The sequence below is a fragment of the Cloacibacillus sp. genome (assembly GCA_036655895.1).
Classification (GTDB): Bacteria; Synergistota; Synergistia; order Synergistales; family Synergistaceae; genus JAVVPF01.
On record JAVVPF010000041.1, the window covers coordinates 1 to 16,146 of the forward strand.

Sequence of the window (16,146 nt, forward strand, 5' to 3'; positions counted from 1 at the left end):
CGCCGCCAGCGTTCGTCCTGAGCCAGGATCAAACTCTCCGTTTGATTGCTGGCGTGTCGCTCTCAATTTCGCTGACGATTTCGTCTCGCCGTTTGCGCGGCTTGACTAGTTTCTTTAGGACCCTTCACTTTTTACTTTTACAAATGAAAAGTATTGATGAAGTTTCTTTTGCTTTCTCTTTATTCTTTTTGTCATGGTGCCGCTGTGCTTTTTGCGGCGATGTGCCGTTTCGAAGCGCAACAGGAGCTAGTATATCATAGCTTTGCGACATGTCAACGAATACACATGCCCTACTTACATATTATTATATTTTCTTTTAGTATTCTTTTATAGACTTATTTAACATTATAGTTGTAAATGTAGGGGGCATTGCCGGCATAAAATAAATGCGGCGTTTTTAATATCCAGGTCAACGCCGCAAAAATCCATATTTATTTTTAAGTTTTCTTTCGGATGCTAAAAATCTTCCGGGCCTTCGTCGGGCATACCGTCCTCCTGCGTGATGTCGAGCTTGAGAACGCCCTCTTCAAGCAGCGCTTCCACGTTGTCTTCGAGCGTGTTTTCGTCCGGCTCTTCTTTGACAGGTTCGTCAAGCAGGCCAAGCCCAGCCGCTACCTTATGGAGCACCTCTTTGGTTATCTCGTCCATGAGCTCCGGGTTCTTTTCGATGTACGCGGCTACGGTCTCTTTGCCCTGGCCGAGCGTTTCGCCCTTGTAGGTGAGCCACGAGCCTTTGCGTTTTACAACTTCGCGGTCGATGGCCATGTCGAGCACCGCGATGCCTTTGGGCACGCCTTTGCCGTAGATGAGCGTGGTGTGCGCGCTGCGGAACGGCGGCGCCTGTTTGTTTTTGACTACCTTTATCCACAGTTCGTGGCCTATCGCCACTTCGCTCTGCGTCACCTGTTTGCCGCGGCGCACCTCTATCCTGACGGAGCTGTAGAATTTGAGCGCGCGTCCGCCGGTGGTGGTTTCGGTCGGGCCTTGGCTGTATCCCGCGCTTATCTGCGCTCTGAGCTGGTTTATAAAGATGACGGTGGTGTTGCTCTTTGAGATAGCGGCCGTGAGCCTTCTTAGCGCATAGCTCATGAGGCGCGCGTGAAGGCCGACCTGCTTGCCTCCCTCGTCCATTTTTCCGTCTATTTCAGCCTGCGGCGTAAGCGCGGCGACTGAGTCTACTACTACAAGGTCGACGGCTCCGCTGCGCACGAGCGCGTCAAGAATGTAGAAGGCCTGTTCACCGCTGTCGGGCTGCGAGAGATAGAGGTTTGCCGTGTCTACTCCGAGCTGCGAGGCAAGCCGCGGGTCAAGCGCGTGTTCCGCGTCTATGAAGGCGGTGATGCCGCCGGCCCTTTGAGCTTCGGCCAGTATGTGGAGCGCTATCGTCGTCTTTCCGCCGCCTTCAGGGCCGAATATCTCAACTACGCGTCCGCGCGGCACGCCGCCGATGCCAAGAGCTACGTCGAGCGGAAGGATGCCGGTGGGGATGACCTCGACGGGGTGCAGCACCTCGTCACCGAGGCGCATTATGGCTCCGTCGCCAAATTTGCCCCTTATCTCTCCGAGCGCCTGCTGGAATATATCCTCTTTAGTGACGGCCGCTTTGCCAGTTGCTTTTTTTGCCATCTTCATGCCTCCATTTATTATATTTTTATACTCCTTGATTTCATTTACATTATATCATCTATTATCTTTTTTATTATCTATCTTTATTTATTATCTTGTCTGTCTTTGCGGCGCGCGTTTTATTTTAACGGAAATATTTCAAGCGGCGTGTATATGGGGCCTGACGGCGTGAGCTCGCTTTTCATAAATATTATCTCAGATACACGCCACGGGGCTGCGGAAATATTTGTTTTTATGAGTGCCGCGGCGCAGTCTAGCGCAAGCGGGCCTCTTTCTGCGCGGCGGCCAAGCGTTATGTGCGGGGAAAAGCTTTTTTCTTTTTCTATGCCGCATCTGAAGGCGCAGCCGTCGACCGTCTTTTGCAGCGCACGCAGCGCCTCAGTCTCATTGCGCAGCGCAGTCCAAAGCACGCGCGGGGCTTTAAGGTTCGGAAAGCCGCCTATGCCTTCGGCTGAAAGTTCAAAGGGCGCTCCGAGGCGAGCGCGGCCAAGCTCCGCCGTTATCGCAGCTACAGTCTCTCTGGGCAGCTCGCCGCAGAATTTCAGCGTGACGTGTATCGTTTCCGGCTTCACCCAGCGGATGTCGGAACAGGCGCCGCGAAGCGCGCGGATGGAGCCGGCCAGGCTTTCTATCCGACTTTGCGGAAGTTTGACGCATATAAAGGTTCGCACAAGGCGCCCCGCGTATTTAGGGATTCAGCCGCCCATCGCGGGAGGCCCTTTCTTTTGCGTATTCAAGCAGCGCGGCAAGCGCGGCGTCTACGGTCTGGCTCCGCACCTCGTCGCGCGCGCCGTCAAACGTTTTGAGAAAGGCGCGCTCGCCCTCTTCCGTGCTTATGCCAAACCACACCGTGCCTACCGGTTTTTGGGCGCTGCCTCCGCCGGGGCCGGCTATTCCCGTGACGCTGAGCGCGACTTTGGCGCCGAATATCTTTCGTGAGCCGCGCGCCATTTCGGAGGCGCACTGGGCGCTCACGGCGCCGTGGCGTTCAAGCGTCTCTTTTGAGACGCCCAGGATGTTTTCTTTGGCTGAGTTTATGTAGGTGACGGCGGAGCCCCAAAATATGTCAGAGGCGCCCGCTATCTCGGTGACAGCGGCCGCTATCATGCCGCCGGTGCAGGACTCCGCAAGCGAAAGAGAGAGCCCTTGAGCTTTGAATGTTTCTATGAGGCGCGACGCCTCGTTTTGTCTTTCTTTCATTGCGCGCTCCTATCTGCCGGCTAGCGCAAGGATGGAGGCAAGTCCGTCCGCGAAGAGCAGCCAGTGTATGAAGCGCAGCAGCAGATTTACGACTATGCCGCCCGCGATGTCGTCGGCCATGATGCCGGCGCCGCCCGGCAGTTTTTCAAAATATTTTATCGGGCAGGGCTTCGTGATGTCGACGATGCGGAATAAAAAGAGCGCGACGATGGCGTAGGAGAGGTCCAGTCCCCACGCGGCTATCCAGACGCCGACTACTTCGTCTATTACGACTTCGCCCGGGTCGCTGCGTTCTGAGGCCTTTTCGTATTTGTCGGCGGCGATGCAGCCGATTATGGCCACTATCGCTATGCCCCACGCGGGGATGCCGCGGCACAGCAGCCACAAAGCGGAGCCGGCGATGGAGCCGAGCGTGCCCGGCATCCTTGAAAAACGTCCAAGCGTGCCGACCGTCGCCACCTGTCCGTACCAGGTATTCATTTCCGGCGTCTTTATCATATCTCTTCTCCTGACATGTCGTGCGGAAGCGCTTCCGTTATCTTTACCGTGATGAAGTTTCCCTCTTTAAGGTCGGGGCGCGCGTTGTTTATCTCTATTATGCCGTCCACCTCCGGCGCCTCGCGGAAGGAACGGCCTTCGGCGCAGCGCTCGCTCTGCGATATTTTCTCAACTAGCACCTTAAGCTCTCTGCCTACGAACTGCTGCTGCCGCGCGAAGGATATTTCTTCCTGCGCCGCCATCAGCGCGTCGAGGCGTCTTTTTTTCGTGCGCTCAGGCACCTGCGCCTCCATCGCGGCGGCCGGCGTGCCCTCTTCAGGGAAGAAGGTGAAGGCGCCCATTCTGTCAAAACGCACCTCTTGTATAAAGTCCATGAGGCGGTCGAAGTGGCGTTTCTTCTCACCGGGAAAACCTACCATGCAGGTGGTGCGCAGCGCAAAGTCGGGGTTTATCGCGCGCGCGTCGGCGAATATCTCGCGCAGCCTCTTGGGCGCTATGCCGCGGTTCATCGCGGCCATTATCTCCGGGTCGCCGTGCTGCACCGGAATGTCAAGGTAGGGAACTATCTGACGGCCGGCGGCCACGCGTTCGAGCAATTTTCTGTCGACACGCGACGGATGCAGGTAGAGCAGCCGTATCCATAGCTCGCGCGGCAGTGAACTTTCAAGCGCGTCAAGCAGCTCTATAAGCCCGGCTGCGCCCGCGCCTCCGTCGGAGCCGTAGACCGTTAGGTCCTGGCCTACGACGCAAAGCTCGCGCGCGCCCTCTTCCGCAAGCTGTTGCGCCTCTTTTACTATGACGTCGACCGGCAGGCTCCGCAGCGGGCCGCGGATGGAGGGGATGGCGCAGTAGGTGCAGCGGTTGCCGCAGCCTTCGCTTATCTTTAGATAGCGCGTTATTTTAGAAGAAGAGGGCAGCGCCCCCCTGTGGCGCGCGTCGTCCCCCCGGGAGCCAAGAGCCGCAAGCACGCTCTTCCAGTCCTCCGTCTCGGCCCAGAAATCGACAGCGGGGACCTCGGCGCGCAGATCCGGCCCGTAACGGTTCACAAGGCAGCCGACTACGCCTATCATCTTCAATTTATTTTCTTTTTTCAGCGTTTCAAGGTCGAGTATCGCGGAAACGCTCTCTTCGACCGCGGGCCGGATGAAGCCGCAGGTGTTGACGATGGCGGCCTCCGCCTCTTCGGGAGAAAAAACCAGCTCGTGTCCAGCGGCGGAAAGCGCCCCCGCGAGACATTCGCTGTCAACTCTGTTCTTTGCGCAGCCCAGCGTCAGGCAGAATATTTTCATTTATATAATGTATTGATGTCGTCGGAGACCTGCTGCCCCAGCATATAAAGGCTGAGGCCGTTGTCCGTCAGCCCCGCCGCTATGCCGAGCGACATGCGTATTCGGGCCTGGAACGGATTGAGCCTGCCTCCCGACATTACCCCCATTTCCAGTAATTTTTCAAACGAGCCTTCAAACTCGTTCGTTTTATGCACATCCCCCTGGAAACAGCGCGAAACGACTGCGACAGGTATCCTTCGGCGGATGATGTTGCGTATCTGCGGTATCCAAAGCGGCGGCACGTTGCCTGCGCCAAATCCAGCAAGCACAAGGCCGCCAAGGTCGCGCGCCGCGGCGAGCTGCGCCAGAATGAGATCGCCGCCGCCAAGCGACGCCCACAGTATTTCAACGCAGGGCATCTCAGCTGGTTTGCGCGCGAGGAAGCCGGGACGCTTCGGCGCGCGGAAAAATTTTATTTCGGAGTTCAGCATCTTTCCAAGCGAACCCTTCTCCGGCGCCTGAAAGGCGTTGTCGGAGGAGACAGGGTCCACCAGCCGCACATCGTCGGCCGCGAAAAGCTCTCCGCTTGAACATATAAGCGCGCCCATCTCGCGCGCCTCACCAGACAGCGCTGCGCGCACGGCGCAGTGGAGGTTCATCAGTCCCTCTTTTACTCCGGCCCGTCCCTGTACCATGAGGTTTGCGAAAATGACCGGTATCGGCCGCTGCCACAGCAGGTCGACGAGATACGCCATCTCCTCCATGACGCCGCTGCCGGAGACGACGATTATACCGCCGTAGCCGTCATCGGCGAGGGATTCAAACATCTGCTCCATGGCGAGCGTCATCGCCATTGAATAGTGAGAGCTGGGCTGACAGCTCCACTCCTTTATCTCACAGCGCAGAGCAAGTTCCTGCGGCAGATAATTGAGCAGCAGGTTCGGGTCGGCATTGTCTTCGTCCGCCGAAAAGTTCCCGGCAATGACGAGCGCCAGTTTTGGTAGCTGTTGCAAGGCGATTCCTCCAATTTATAATTCAGTGCTCTTTAAAGCCTATCTCCCACACTGCATTTTATCGCAAAGTGCGCGACTATTCAAATTTAAGTGGACTTTTAGGCTATTTCAGTATATCTTTTATGAGTAAAATTTTCCGAGAGGGGATCCGTTTTGGAATCTATATTTTCTGTCATCGCCTATTGCTCTCAGCTCTTTGGAGACCTTATAAACTGGCTCGTCGCCGTCATCGGACACATGGGATATCCGGGGATAATCGGCCTCATGTTCCTTGAATCCTCATTCTTTCCGTTCCCGAGCGAAGTGGTCATGCCGCCCGCGGGCTACCTCGCCTTCAAAGGCGAGATGAACCTCATCCTCGTCATAGCAAGCGGCATCGCGGGAAGCATCCTAGGCGGCCTTTTCAACTATTGGATAGCCGTCCGCTGGGGCAGGCCAATTTTTGAAAAGTACGGCAAATATTTCTTCGTGACAAAAGAGTCGCTCGACAAGGCGGAGCTATTCTTCGCGCGCCACGGCCACATCAGCACCTTCACGGGACGCCTTCTGCCTGTCATAAGGCAGTATATCTCGCTTCCCGCGGGGCTCGCCCGTATGCCGATGGCTCAGTTCTGCACCTACACGGCTCTTGGCTCCGGCATCTGGGTGGTCATACTGACCATGCTCGGCTACTTCCTCGGCAGCAACCAGGCGCTCATCCATCAAGACCTCAAAAAAATCACGCTCTGCCTAATGGCCGGATGCGCCGCGCTGGTGATCGTCTACATCATTATATATAAGAAGAAACATAAAAAGGGCTAAGCGGCTCAATAAGCAAATAAGAGGGGCCGGCACATGAGCGCGGCTCTTTTTTTATGCACTCTGCCCGCGCAGGGCGAAAGGGATGACAACCGTGGGATACAGAAGTACTAAAATTCTTGGAAACGTCGACTTTTCAGAGACGCGCGCTCTTTATAAATCTATGGGCGCAACAGACGCGGACCTCAAAGGGCCGATAATCGGCATAGCAAATTCGTGGAACGAGCTTGTCACGGGACACTTCAACCTTAGACAGGTCGCGGAACACGTCAAAAAAGGAATATACAGAGCGGGCGGCGCGGCCGTCGAATTTGGCGTCATAGGCGCCTGCGACGGGCTTGCAAGCGGACACGAGGGAATGAAATACATTCTGCCGTCGCGGGAGCTGATAGCAGGCGACATAGAGACGATGGCGCGCGCGCACAACTTAGACGGGCTGGTCATGCTAGGCTCATGCGACAAAATAGTTCCGGGCATGCTGATGGCGGCGGCGCGGCTTGACATCCCCGCGGTGATGGCCGTAGGCGGCCCCATGCTCGGCGGCATGGAATTTGACGGGCGCAAAAGCGACTCAACCTCGCTCTCGGAGGCCGTCGGCATGATGCACGCGGGACTGCTTTCCGAAGAAGAGCTTAAAAAACTTGAAGAGGGCGCGTGCCCCTGCTGCGGCTCCTGCTCCTTCTACGGCACGGCAAACTCAATGGCTGCGTTATCTGAGGCGCTTGGAATGTCGCTTCCGGGAAGCGCTCTCATTCCGGCCGTTTACGCCCAGCGCCTAAGAAGCTCCGAAGCCGCGGGGCGCGCCGCCGTCGAAATGGTAAAAAGAGGCGTGACGGCGCGCATGATAATAACGCGCCAGTCGCTGAAAAACGCGGCCGTTCTGATGCTTGGCACCGGCGCTTCGACAAACTGCGTCATGCACCTCTGCGCAATAGGCTTTGAGGCCGGCATCCCGCCTCGGGAGATATTTGAAATGATAGAGGGCTTGTGCGATAAAATACCGCTTGTCGCAAAGGTGAACCCAGCCTCGGAGCACGACATGGAGGCCTTTTACAAAGCCGGAGGCGTGCCCGCGGCGCTTTCATCACTTAAAAAATACATAGAGCAGGACGCGCTCACCGTCACGGGGAAAACTCTTGCGGAAAACGCGGCTGACGACAAAAACATCTACGGCGCAAACGACGGGATAATAAAAGAGGCTGAAGCGCCGTACAGCCGGGGCATGGGGCTTTGCCTGCTCCGCGGCAATCTGGCGCCCGGCGGCGCGGTGGCGAAGCCCGCCGCGATGAGCGAAAAAATGCGCCGCTTCACCGGCCCCGCCGTCGTCTTCGACTGCGAGGAAGAGGCGAACGCGGCCATTCTCGCGGGAAAGGTCAAGGCGGGCGACGTCGTAGTCATACGCTACGAGGGGCCGAAGGGCGGCCCCGGTATGCGCGAGATGTACCACGCGATGAAATACATCTACGGCATGGGCCTTGCGCAAAAGACGGCCCTCATCACCGACGGACGCTTCTCCGGCACGAACAACGGCTGCTACGTCGGCCATATCTCCCCGGAAGCCGCCGAAGGCGGCCCCATCGCGGCGCTGCGCGGCGGAGAGATGATAACCATCGACATAGACGACAAAAGCGTCTCCGTAGAGCTGAGCGACGAAGAGATAAAAGAACGCCTCAAAACCGTGATGCCGCGCAAAAGCGGCGCCACGGGCTGGCTTTCGATATACGCGAAGCTTGCCGCCTCCGCCTCGGACGGAGCCGTATTAAAAACACAGTAAACAAACGACCGGGCCTCAGTCGCTGCGGCCCGGTCACGTTTATTATTTTTATTTTTTCATCAGCCGTCCGTCAGCGGTAGAGGACGAAGCGGCCCTTTCCCAGCGCCTTGGCCCTGTAAAGCGCCTCGTCCGCGTGTTTTAACGCGTTCTCCGGCGAAAGGCTGGCCGTCATTTTACAAAGGCCGACGCTCCCCGATATTTCGAGCCGCTTTTTACCCCTGCCGTAAGATTTTTTCAAACTTTGGCAGACCTCCCGCGCCTTCGCCAGCGCCTCCTCCTCGGAAACCTCCGTCAGAAGCACGAAAAACTCGTCCCCGCCGAAGCGCCCGATCATGCCGGTCTCGCTGAAAACCTCGCGGAGCGTTGCCGCAGTGTCGCGCAGCGCTTGGTCGCCCGTCATGTGGCCCAGCACGTCGTTTACACCTTTAAAATTATCTATATCAATGAAGAAGAGCCATTTTTCGCAGGAGAGCGCGACGGCGGTCTCAAGCATCACGCAGAAGTGTTTTTTATTATAAAGCCCGGTAAGCCCGTCCCTCTGAGAGAGCTCGCGCAGCCGCTGATTTTCCGTCAACTGCTCGTAGATGTCGGTTATATCTACGCGGCTTAGGCGCAGTATCTTATTCTCCCTGTCCATATACGAGTATTTTAATTTTTTGAGCCGCACGTCGCCGTTCGTCTCTTTGACGTGCGCCGTAAACTCGAAGGTCTCTCCGCTTTCGAGCTGACTGATGACAAAATCAGTCCCCATCATCTGTATGACCGCGGAGACCTCCTCCTCCACGACAAACTTTTCCGCGTAGAGCGTTATCTCCCGGTAGTAATCGTCTCCTGTGGGGGGCGGCAGCGGCGTGCCGTTTTTTCCGAACGAGGCGAACATCACATAGCTGTTGTGCGGCGCGTCGATGTAGGCCACATACTCATAATCCTCCTGCGCGACGCAGTTGAGCAGTTCCTTCGACATGTGCTCGTCGTGCGTATCGTTCAGCGTGAAGAAGACGATTATTTCATTCGTGCCTGGACGCACCAGCATCCTCGCCGTCGTGCGCACCCATCTTACGGTGTTTTCGGCTACGGTCTTTTGATATTCGTATTCGAGCGTCGTATCTCCCCTGTTGTACGCGGTCGTCAAAGAACGGCTCGCGAATTTCGCAAGGAAGTCAGCCCTCTGCTGCCGGTTCGGGATAAGTTCCACAACGCGCAGCAGCATTTCGTCAAAATTTCTGTCCGGCGGCAGCAGCGACGCGTAGACGTCCGAGGCGTACTCAACGACGCCCGTCGTCAGGTTTAGCTGCACGGAGAGCGTCAAAGCGTCCGAATATACGGTGTCGCGGCGTTTCAGCTCGTTTTCATAGCGCATTTCCGCGTTTTTCTGCTCAGTGACGTCTGTTACGACCGCCACCACGCACCGCGCGCTATCCTCTCCATCCGGCGGCGTCGTATATTTTATGCGCGCCCAGCGCCAGCCGACGCCGTCCTCACGGCGCACCCGCACGTCGGCGCTTGGGTCCTTTGCGCCTTCGTGCAGCCGCCTGTAGAGGCTTCGGTAAACTTCCACGCTCCCGGGGTGGATGTCGCCGCTTTTTATCTGGCTTTCCGGGACCGCTTCTATCGTCTCCCACGCGTTCTTTCCCTTTAAAATAGTGTTGCCCTTTACGATGCAGCGCCGCTTTAGGTCGTACTCCCACATGTCGATGTCGCTGTTTGAGAGCGCCGCCCTGTAATATTCCTCGGTGCGCTCAAGCCGCGCCTGCGCCTCTTTTTCCGCGGAGACGTCAGTGCAGACCAGATAATAGGAGACCTTTCCGCAGCCGTCGTCATACAAGACGCTTGCGTTTATCTGCACCCATTTATACTGCGCCTGACGGTTCTTGATGCGGAAGGTCAAGCTGAAATCTTCGTGCGCCACATAGTTTGCCGTAAATTCCGCATAGACGCGCTTTCTGTCGTCGGGAAAAATCACCGAGTGCGCGCCGAGGCCTCCGAAATGGGAAAAGGCTTCGCCCTCGCTCATTTCCATCATACGGCAGAAACCGTCGCTGAAATAGGTGGGGCGCGCTAAGCCGTCCGTCACCTCTATCAGCACTATGCCTCCGGGAATGTTGGATAGCAGCCGCTGATAGTTCTCCACCGCCTCCGTCTTTTTCCGGTGTTCGCGCTCCTTTGCCATCTCTGTGAAGATGAAGTAGCTGAGCGTCGTAAGCACGTTCACGTCGCGGACGTGTTCCGCCGGGTCGTCTATCCCAAGAAAGCCGCTCAGCCTGCCGTCAAAGAAAAAGGGCGTCACGTAAAGCTCCTTTATCCCCTGAGCCTTCAGCACCTCGCGCTCATTTTTTCGCGCCGTTGGGATCTTGTCGACGTCCCTGATGTGCAGCGTCGTTTTCTCTTTATTGAAGTATTCTATCCACGCGGATATGACGGAAAGCGGAAGAGCGCAGAGCTCCGTTATCTGAGCGGAAACGCCGTTTGCGCACTCCTCGTAGGTGTTGCGCAGCAGGTCGTTCTCCCAGTCTATTTCAAAGATATAGGCGCGGTCGCTCTGAAAGTAATCTATCATCCTTCTAAGAGTCACGCTTATCGAAGATTCAAAATCTCTCTGCGCCAACAGATCTTTTATGCTGCCGACGATTATCTCTATCTGACCGGCGGCGCTGCGGGACGAGGTTCCGGCGTTTCTCTCTTCAGGCATGATATTCCTCCACTAACGGGCAAATAGAGATTATAACAAATACATATTTAGTTTAATTTTACACATACGTAAAAATAACGCAAGCCTTTTCTTGAAAATCGCGAAAGCGCACGCACGCGCGCGCGAAAGCGGCGTCTTTGAAAACGGCCTCTCTTCTTTTTGAAAAAGCGTCTTTTATTTTATAAAAGTAATGCTATTATCTTAACATGTGAGGCGGCGTTTGTTGCATCGCCGCGGCACGCCCGTAACTTTGCGGGCAACAAAAAAACAGGAGTGGTATCTGATGTCAAGAAATCATCGCGGCACTTTCGGTCTTCTAACGGCTATGGCTCTCGTGCTTGTATTCTGCGGCGGCGCGTTTGCGGCGACGCTGAACGCCTACACGGTAATGCCTGAAAAATATGCCTCCAAAGTCTTTGAGCAGTTCACGAAAGACACTGGGATCAAAGTCAACTTTATCCGCTTTTCATCGGGCGAAGCGCTCGCGCGCCTCGTAGCCGAAAAGAACAACCCGCAGGTGGACGTGCTCCTGGGCGGGCCAGCCGACGTCTACACCGCCGGACAGAAAGACAACGTATTCGCCGTCTACGTGCCGAAGCAGCAGAAACTTACGCCCGCCGAATACAGAGACCCCGGCAACCACTGGACGGGCATAGGGCTCATCCCGCTCTGCTTCCTCACCAACACGGACTTCCTCAAGAAGAACAGCCTTAAGGCGCCCGCAGCGTGGGGCGACCTGCTTGCTCCGGCCTATAAGAACGGCCTCCAGATGGCCGACGCCCGCACATCGGGCACAGCCACGGAGCGCATCTACAGCCTCATCGCCGTCTACGGCGTGGACGGAGCCTTCGACTATCAGAAGAAGCTGCATAAGAACGTTCAGCTTTACACGAAAAGCGGCGCGGGCGGCGCGCTTCCCATAGCGCAGGGCCAGGCGGCAAGCGGCGTATTCTACCTTGTCGACGCGCTCGACATCCAGCAGCAGAAATACCCCGTCGTCATCTCCTATCCCAAAGAAGGCGTAACCTTCGGCATCGAAGCGACAGGCATGATAGCCGGCGCGAAACACCCAGAAGAGGCGAAGAAATTCATCGACTGGGCGACAAGCCCGAAGCTTGGAGAGCTCTTCGTCAGCCAGAAGATAAACTACATACCGATAGTGCAGGGGGTCAAAATACAGAACCCTGCGCTCGACATGTCAAAGGTGAAGCTTCTTAAGGTCGGCGCGGAGCACAAGGGCGACGTTCGCAAAAAGTACGTCGAACGCTGGGTCAACGAAGTCATCCGCTAACATCGTGATTTTATAAAGGCTGCGCGGCACGTTCTGCGCAGCCTTTTCCTAATGCAAAGGAGCACTTATAACATGTCATCATCTTCGATGAAGAAAGACCCGGCGCTCATCCCAGTCATTACGGCGCTGTGGCTCGCGCTTGGCCTCTTCGTCATATACCCCTTTATAAAACTGCTGCTTACTACCTTCACCGTAGACGGCAGATTTACAATGGCGAACATGACGCTCGTCTTCCAAAACAGCTACGACAGGCTCGCCTTCGTAAACAGTATATGGCTTGCCATTGCGGTGGCCGCTATGGGCACCTTCCTCGGGTTCGTCTTCGCCTTCGCCGTGACGCGCATAAAACTGCCGGCCCCAGTGCGCTGGTTCATCGCCGCCGTGACCGTGCTGCCGCTCATATCGCCGCCCTTCACAAGCAGCATAGCGCTCACGCTCTCTCTTGGGCCAAACGGCATCATCTTGAAATTTCTCGGCATCCCCGATTTTAACATATACGGCTTCTGGGGAACGTGGATATCCGAATCGCTCACCTACTTTCCCGTCGCCTTCCTCACCATCACCTCCGTGCTCGCCTGCATAGACCCGAACCTTGAGGACGCGGGGCTTTCGCTCGGCGGTTCGCCGTTCAAAGTATTCCGCACGGTCACTCTGCCGCTTACGATGCCCGCCATAGCAAACGCCGTGCTTCTGCTCTTCGCCTGTTCGCTTGCGGACTTCGCGACGCCGCTTGTCCTCGCGGGGCACCAGTTCCCGGTGCTGCCGACACAGGCCTATCTGCAAATAACTGGCCTCTACGACCTAAAGGGCGGGGCCGCGCTCTCCTTTGCGCTGCTCGTTCCGGCGCTCGTCGTATTCTTCCTCCAGCGCTTCTGGGTGGGCCGCAAAAATTACGTCACAGTGAGCGGCAAATCCGGCGCGCAGACCTCCATCAAGGGAATGGGGCGGGCCGGCGAAACGGTGGTGCTTGCCATCTGCGCCGCCGTCATCTCCTTCATCCTCTTCCTCTACGCCCTCATACTTGCGGGCGCCGTCACAAAAACATGGGGGCTAGACAACAGCCTCACATTAGACAGCTTCACCTACGTCTTCACGCACGGGCGCAAAGCGATGATAGACACACTGATAATAGCCTGCGTAGCGACGCCGATAGGCGGCTTTCTCGCAGTCTGCATAGCATACGTCACACAGAGAAAGAACTTCGCGGGGCGCGCGCTCATGGAGGTCGTCTCCCTGCTCAACTTCGCGCTGCCGGGGACGGTCGTAGGCATCGCCTACATCATCGCCTTCAACAGCGGCCCCATCGTGCTGACTGGCACCATGTCCATACTTGTCGCGGCCTACGTCTTCCGCTACGACTCGGCCGGCATCCGCTCCGTCATCGCCTCGCTGCAGCAGATAGACCCGTCGCTTGAAGAGGCCTCTCTCTCGCTCGGCGCCACCTCCGTCGGCACCTTCAGGAACGTCACGCTGCCGCTTGTCATACCGGCGCTCATAGCCGGCATGAAATATTTGTTCATACACTCAATGACCGCCATCAGCGCCACAATATTCCTCGTCTCCGTAAGCTGGTCGCTGCTGACGGCGCGCATACTGGAGTGCATGACGGAGCTGCAGTTCGGCAACGCCTGCGCCTTCTCCGTGGTGCTCATACTGCTCGTCTTTGGCTTCAACGGGATGATGACGCTCGCGATACGCGCAGCTGGATTCAATTACAGGGGACAGGGAGGAAACAAATAATGTCTGTAGAACTTTATTTAAAAAACATAACGAAAACATTCATAAAGGACGGCAAAAAATTTGACGCCGTTGAAAAGGTCGACCTTCACGTGAAAGGCGGAGAGCTAGTCACATTCCTCGGCCCCTCCGGCTGCGGCAAAACTACTACGCTGCGCATGGTGGCCGGCTTTGAGACGCCGACGTCGGGACAGATACTGATCGACGGCGAAGACGTAACAAACGTCATGGTCAATCAGCGGCAGATAGGGTTCGTCTTTCAGAACTACGCCCTCTTCCCTCACATGACGGTCGGCGACAACGTAGCCTACGGGCTGAAAATGCGCGGCGAAAGCCCGCGGGACATGACGCCGAAAATAGGCGAAGCGCTTGAGATGGTGGGGCTTTCCGGCACAGAAAAGCGCTACCCCAACCAGCTCTCCGGCGGGGAACAGCAGCGCGTAGCGCTCGCGCGCGTGCTCGTCATGCGCCCCAAGGTGCTTTTGATGGACGAACCGCTCTCAAACCTCGACGCGAAGCTGCGCCTGCACATGAGAAGCGAGATACGCAGCATACAAAAACAACTGGACATCACCTGCCTCTACGTCACGCACGACCAGAAAGAGGCGCTTACGATGGCCGACCGCATCATGGTCATGCACCGCGGCCGCGTAGAACAGATAGGCGACCCGTTTGACATCTACACGCACCCGCGCAGCCTCTTCGTAGCGGACTTCATCGGCCAGGCGAACGTCATAGGCGGGACGCTTGAGTCAAAAACATCGGCGGAACAGGGCGTCATAAACATAGACGACGCGCGCTTTCCCGTAAAACTGCTGCCCGACGCGGACTACACGGGCTGCGGCAAACTTTCCCTCATCCTGCGCCCCGAAGCTGTGACGCTTGAAAAAGAAGGCCGCGGCCTGCTTTCGGGAACTGTGACCAGCTCCGTCTTCAGCGGCGACAGAATGGAATACATGATAGATTTCAAAAACGGCGACAGGCTCTCCGTAATGGAAAACTTCTATCCGGGCGCTGCGCGCTACGAATGCGGCGACGCCGTCGGCGTCAGCTTCAACTCAGAACTGACGGTGGCGCTGCCCGGAGAGAAAAAACCGACGGACGACTAGCGCGCCTCCGGGGACTTTGCGCCCATAGAATTGTAGCGCGCGTAAAGCGCGTCAAGCGTTTCGCTCCACGGCCGGTAGGCGTTGTTTTCACGCATGAGCTTCAGCCCAAGCTCATTGACGCCGCCGGGCGTGGAGTTTTCCTTAAGAAAAGTTTCCACATCCTCAGTGCAGTCCGTGCGCATAAAAGCCGAAAGCGCCTCGTTCATGTAACAGGCGTAATCAAGCGCCGTCTTGAAATCAAGCCCCTTATCGCGCCCCCACCTCACATACTCCGCAAGCAGCGCGTAATAGGGCACCATCATTCCGGTTATCGGCCCAAGTATCTCAAGCTCCGCCTCGGACTTCACCTGAACGACGGAGCCTATCATGGAAAAAAGCTCGCGGCAGAGGCCGTCTGCGCCGTAAAAAAGTATCGGGCCGCTCCTGCGCGCCGTAAAAGGCAGCGGGATGGCGCGCACCATAGAAGAGGCGGGCGCGTACCACGGAGCGGACTGTTCAAGCTTCACGCCGCCCGTCACGTGGACTATCCGCAGCGCAGGCCTCAGCTTAAGCGCGCGCACCACAGCCTCATGCTGCTGCGGAAGCACCGCGAAAAAGAGCACATCCGCCGCGTCCGCCACATCCTGATTTGCCTCAGAGATAGTTATGCGCCCCGGAAAAAGCGCCTGAAGCTCCTCCGCCGTCTTTCTGTTTTTATGCACTGAAAGATGGATGTTTCCCGTAAACTCCGGCGCGGAGCAGAGCCCGCGCACAATAAACGAAGTGATGCCGCCCGTACCGATAAAGCCAAGAGTAAGATCAACCGCCAATATTGCCACCGTCCGTCCAATATATTATAAAACCAACCCACATTTTAACACGCAAAAGGCGGCCGCGCCCCGCGCCCATGAAAAACGCCCCGAGATATCCTCTCGAGGCGCAAGCGTCTTATCTTTTACCTTTTATCTTTTACTTCTGCCTGACCGGCCTCTTCTCCACACGAGCGGCGCTAGCGCAAGCAGCGCCACTATGCCGCCTCCCGCGCTGCACCCACTGTTTCCGCCTGCGGGGGCGGAAGGAGCAGGCGGCTCCGGCTCGTCAGAGCGCGCAAATTTTATGACGCCTACAGGGTCTATCACCTTGCCGTCTGCTTTGCCTCCGGCA

At 56.7% G+C, this 16,146-nt stretch carries 15 protein-coding genes; 6 read left to right on the forward strand and 9 right to left on the reverse strand.

Annotated features, from left to right (window positions below):
• A partial coding sequence (locus tag RRY12_11260) for a hypothetical protein (GenBank protein MEG2185248.1) occupies positions 1 to 260 on the forward strand: 260 nt, incomplete at its 5' end.
• A gap of 196 nt (positions 261 to 456) precedes the next feature.
• Here RRY12_11260 and recA read toward each other — a convergent pair.
• The 6 genes from recA to RRY12_11290 all read right to left on the reverse strand — a co-directional run bounded on the left by recA (position 457) and on the right by RRY12_11290 (position 5,605).
• On the reverse strand, positions 457 to 1,626 hold the full coding sequence (recA, locus tag RRY12_11265; GenBank protein ID MEG2185249.1) for a recombinase RecA: 1,170 nt from the start codon (positions 1,624 to 1,626) through the stop codon (positions 457 to 459).
• A gap of 119 nt (positions 1,627 to 1,745) precedes the next feature.
• Positions 1,746 to 2,297, reverse strand: coding sequence for an RNA 2',3'-cyclic phosphodiesterase (thpR, locus tag RRY12_11270; protein ID MEG2185250.1), 552 nt, complete (start codon positions 2,295 to 2,297; stop codon positions 1,746 to 1,748).
• Positions 2,298 to 2,313: 16 nt separating this feature from the next.
• Positions 2,314 to 2,826 carry a CinA family protein gene (locus RRY12_11275; GenBank protein ID MEG2185251.1) on the reverse strand — a complete coding sequence of 171 codons (513 nt, stop codon included), beginning with the start codon at positions 2,824 to 2,826 and terminating at the stop codon, positions 2,314 to 2,316.
• Positions 2,827 to 2,835: 9 nt separating this feature from the next.
• Entirely contained in the window at positions 2,836 to 3,324 is a 489-nt protein-coding gene (locus RRY12_11280) for a phosphatidylglycerophosphatase A (protein ID MEG2185252.1), read from the reverse strand.
• Positions 3,321 to 4,613 (reverse strand): 30S ribosomal protein S12 methylthiotransferase RimO, encoded by a 1,293-nt coding sequence (gene rimO / locus RRY12_11285; protein ID MEG2185253.1) that lies wholly within the window; start codon positions 4,611 to 4,613, stop codon positions 3,321 to 3,323. The genes RRY12_11280 and rimO overlap by 4 nt, the downstream gene beginning before the upstream one ends.
• On the reverse strand, positions 4,610 to 5,605 hold the full coding sequence (locus RRY12_11290) for an asparaginase domain-containing protein (GenBank protein MEG2185254.1): 996 nt from the start codon (positions 5,603 to 5,605) through the stop codon (positions 4,610 to 4,612). The genes rimO and RRY12_11290 overlap by 4 nt, the downstream gene beginning before the upstream one ends.
• Before the next feature lie 153 nt (positions 5,606 to 5,758).
• Between RRY12_11290 and RRY12_11295 the strand changes: the two genes are divergently transcribed.
• Both RRY12_11295 and ilvD read left to right on the forward strand, forming a co-directional pair.
• Positions 5,759 to 6,406 carry a DedA family protein gene (locus tag RRY12_11295; protein ID MEG2185255.1) on the forward strand — a complete coding sequence of 216 codons (648 nt, stop codon included), beginning with the start codon at positions 5,759 to 5,761 and terminating at the stop codon, positions 6,404 to 6,406.
• An 82-nt stretch (positions 6,407 to 6,488) separates the two neighbouring features.
• A complete protein-coding gene (ilvD, locus tag RRY12_11300) occupies positions 6,489 to 8,177 on the forward strand; it encodes a dihydroxy-acid dehydratase (protein MEG2185256.1) in 1,689 nt (562 codons plus the stop codon).
• A 70-nt stretch (positions 8,178 to 8,247) separates the two neighbouring features.
• Here the strand turns inward: ilvD and RRY12_11305 are convergent, their stop codons facing one another.
• Positions 8,248 to 10,866: a diguanylate cyclase gene (locus tag RRY12_11305; GenBank protein ID MEG2185257.1), complete on the reverse strand. Its 2,619-nt coding sequence runs from the start codon at positions 10,864 to 10,866 to the stop codon at positions 8,248 to 8,250.
• Between the two features lie 283 nt (positions 10,867 to 11,149).
• On the opposite strand from RRY12_11305, the gene RRY12_11310 reads away from it, so the two are divergent.
• The 3 genes from RRY12_11310 to RRY12_11320 all read left to right on the forward strand — a co-directional run bounded on the left by RRY12_11310 (position 11,150) and on the right by RRY12_11320 (position 15,003).
• Positions 11,150 to 12,157: an ABC transporter substrate-binding protein gene (locus tag RRY12_11310; GenBank protein ID MEG2185258.1), complete on the forward strand. Its 1,008-nt coding sequence runs from the start codon at positions 11,150 to 11,152 to the stop codon at positions 12,155 to 12,157.
• A gap of 72 nt (positions 12,158 to 12,229) precedes the next feature.
• On the forward strand, positions 12,230 to 13,897 hold the full coding sequence (locus RRY12_11315) for an iron ABC transporter permease (GenBank protein MEG2185259.1): 1,668 nt from the start codon (positions 12,230 to 12,232) through the stop codon (positions 13,895 to 13,897).
• Complete coding sequence (locus tag RRY12_11320; GenBank protein MEG2185260.1) at positions 13,897 to 15,003, forward strand: ABC transporter ATP-binding protein; 1,107 nt, start codon at positions 13,897 to 13,899, stop codon at positions 15,001 to 15,003. The genes RRY12_11315 and RRY12_11320 overlap by 1 nt, the downstream gene beginning before the upstream one ends.
• On the opposite strand, the gene RRY12_11325 is transcribed toward RRY12_11320, so the two are convergent.
• On the reverse strand, positions 15,000 to 15,812 hold the full coding sequence (locus RRY12_11325; GenBank protein ID MEG2185261.1) for an NAD(P)-binding domain-containing protein: 813 nt from the start codon (positions 15,810 to 15,812) through the stop codon (positions 15,000 to 15,002). The genes RRY12_11320 and RRY12_11325 overlap by 4 nt on opposite strands.
• 132 nt (positions 15,813 to 15,944) lie before the next feature.
• Positions 15,945 to 16,146, reverse strand: a 202-nt coding sequence (locus RRY12_11330) for a Synerg-CTERM sorting domain-containing protein (GenBank protein ID MEG2185262.1), incomplete at its 5' end; no start/stop codon positions are given.

Excerpts from the sequence above, each read along its gene's own strand:
- RRY12_11320 (MEG2185260.1), top strand. The coding sequence starts at position 13,897 with ATGTCTGTAGAACTTTATTTAAAAAACATAACGAAAACATTCATAAAG.
- RRY12_11315 (MEG2185259.1), top strand. The coding sequence starts at position 12,230 with ATGTCATCATCTTCGATGAAGAAAGACCCGGCGCTCATCCCAGTCATT.
- RRY12_11305 (MEG2185257.1), bottom strand. The coding sequence starts at position 10,866 with ATGCCTGAAGAGAGAAACGCCGGAACCTCGTCCCGCAGCGCCGCCGGT.
- rimO (MEG2185253.1), bottom strand. The coding sequence starts at position 4,613 with ATGAAAATATTCTGCCTGACGCTGGGCTGCGCAAAGAACAGAGTTGAC.
- RRY12_11280 (MEG2185252.1), bottom strand. The coding sequence starts at position 3,324 with ATGATAAAGACGCCGGAAATGAATACCTGGTACGGACAGGTGGCGACG.
- RRY12_11310 (MEG2185258.1), top strand. The coding sequence starts at position 11,150 with ATGTCAAGAAATCATCGCGGCACTTTCGGTCTTCTAACGGCTATGGCT.
- recA (MEG2185249.1), bottom strand. The coding sequence starts at position 1,626 with ATGGCAAAAAAAGCAACTGGCAAAGCGGCCGTCACTAAAGAGGATATA.
- ilvD (MEG2185256.1), top strand. The coding sequence starts at position 6,489 with ATGACAACCGTGGGATACAGAAGTACTAAAATTCTTGGAAACGTCGAC.
- RRY12_11275 (MEG2185251.1), bottom strand. The coding sequence starts at position 2,826 with ATGAAAGAAAGACAAAACGAGGCGTCGCGCCTCATAGAAACATTCAAA.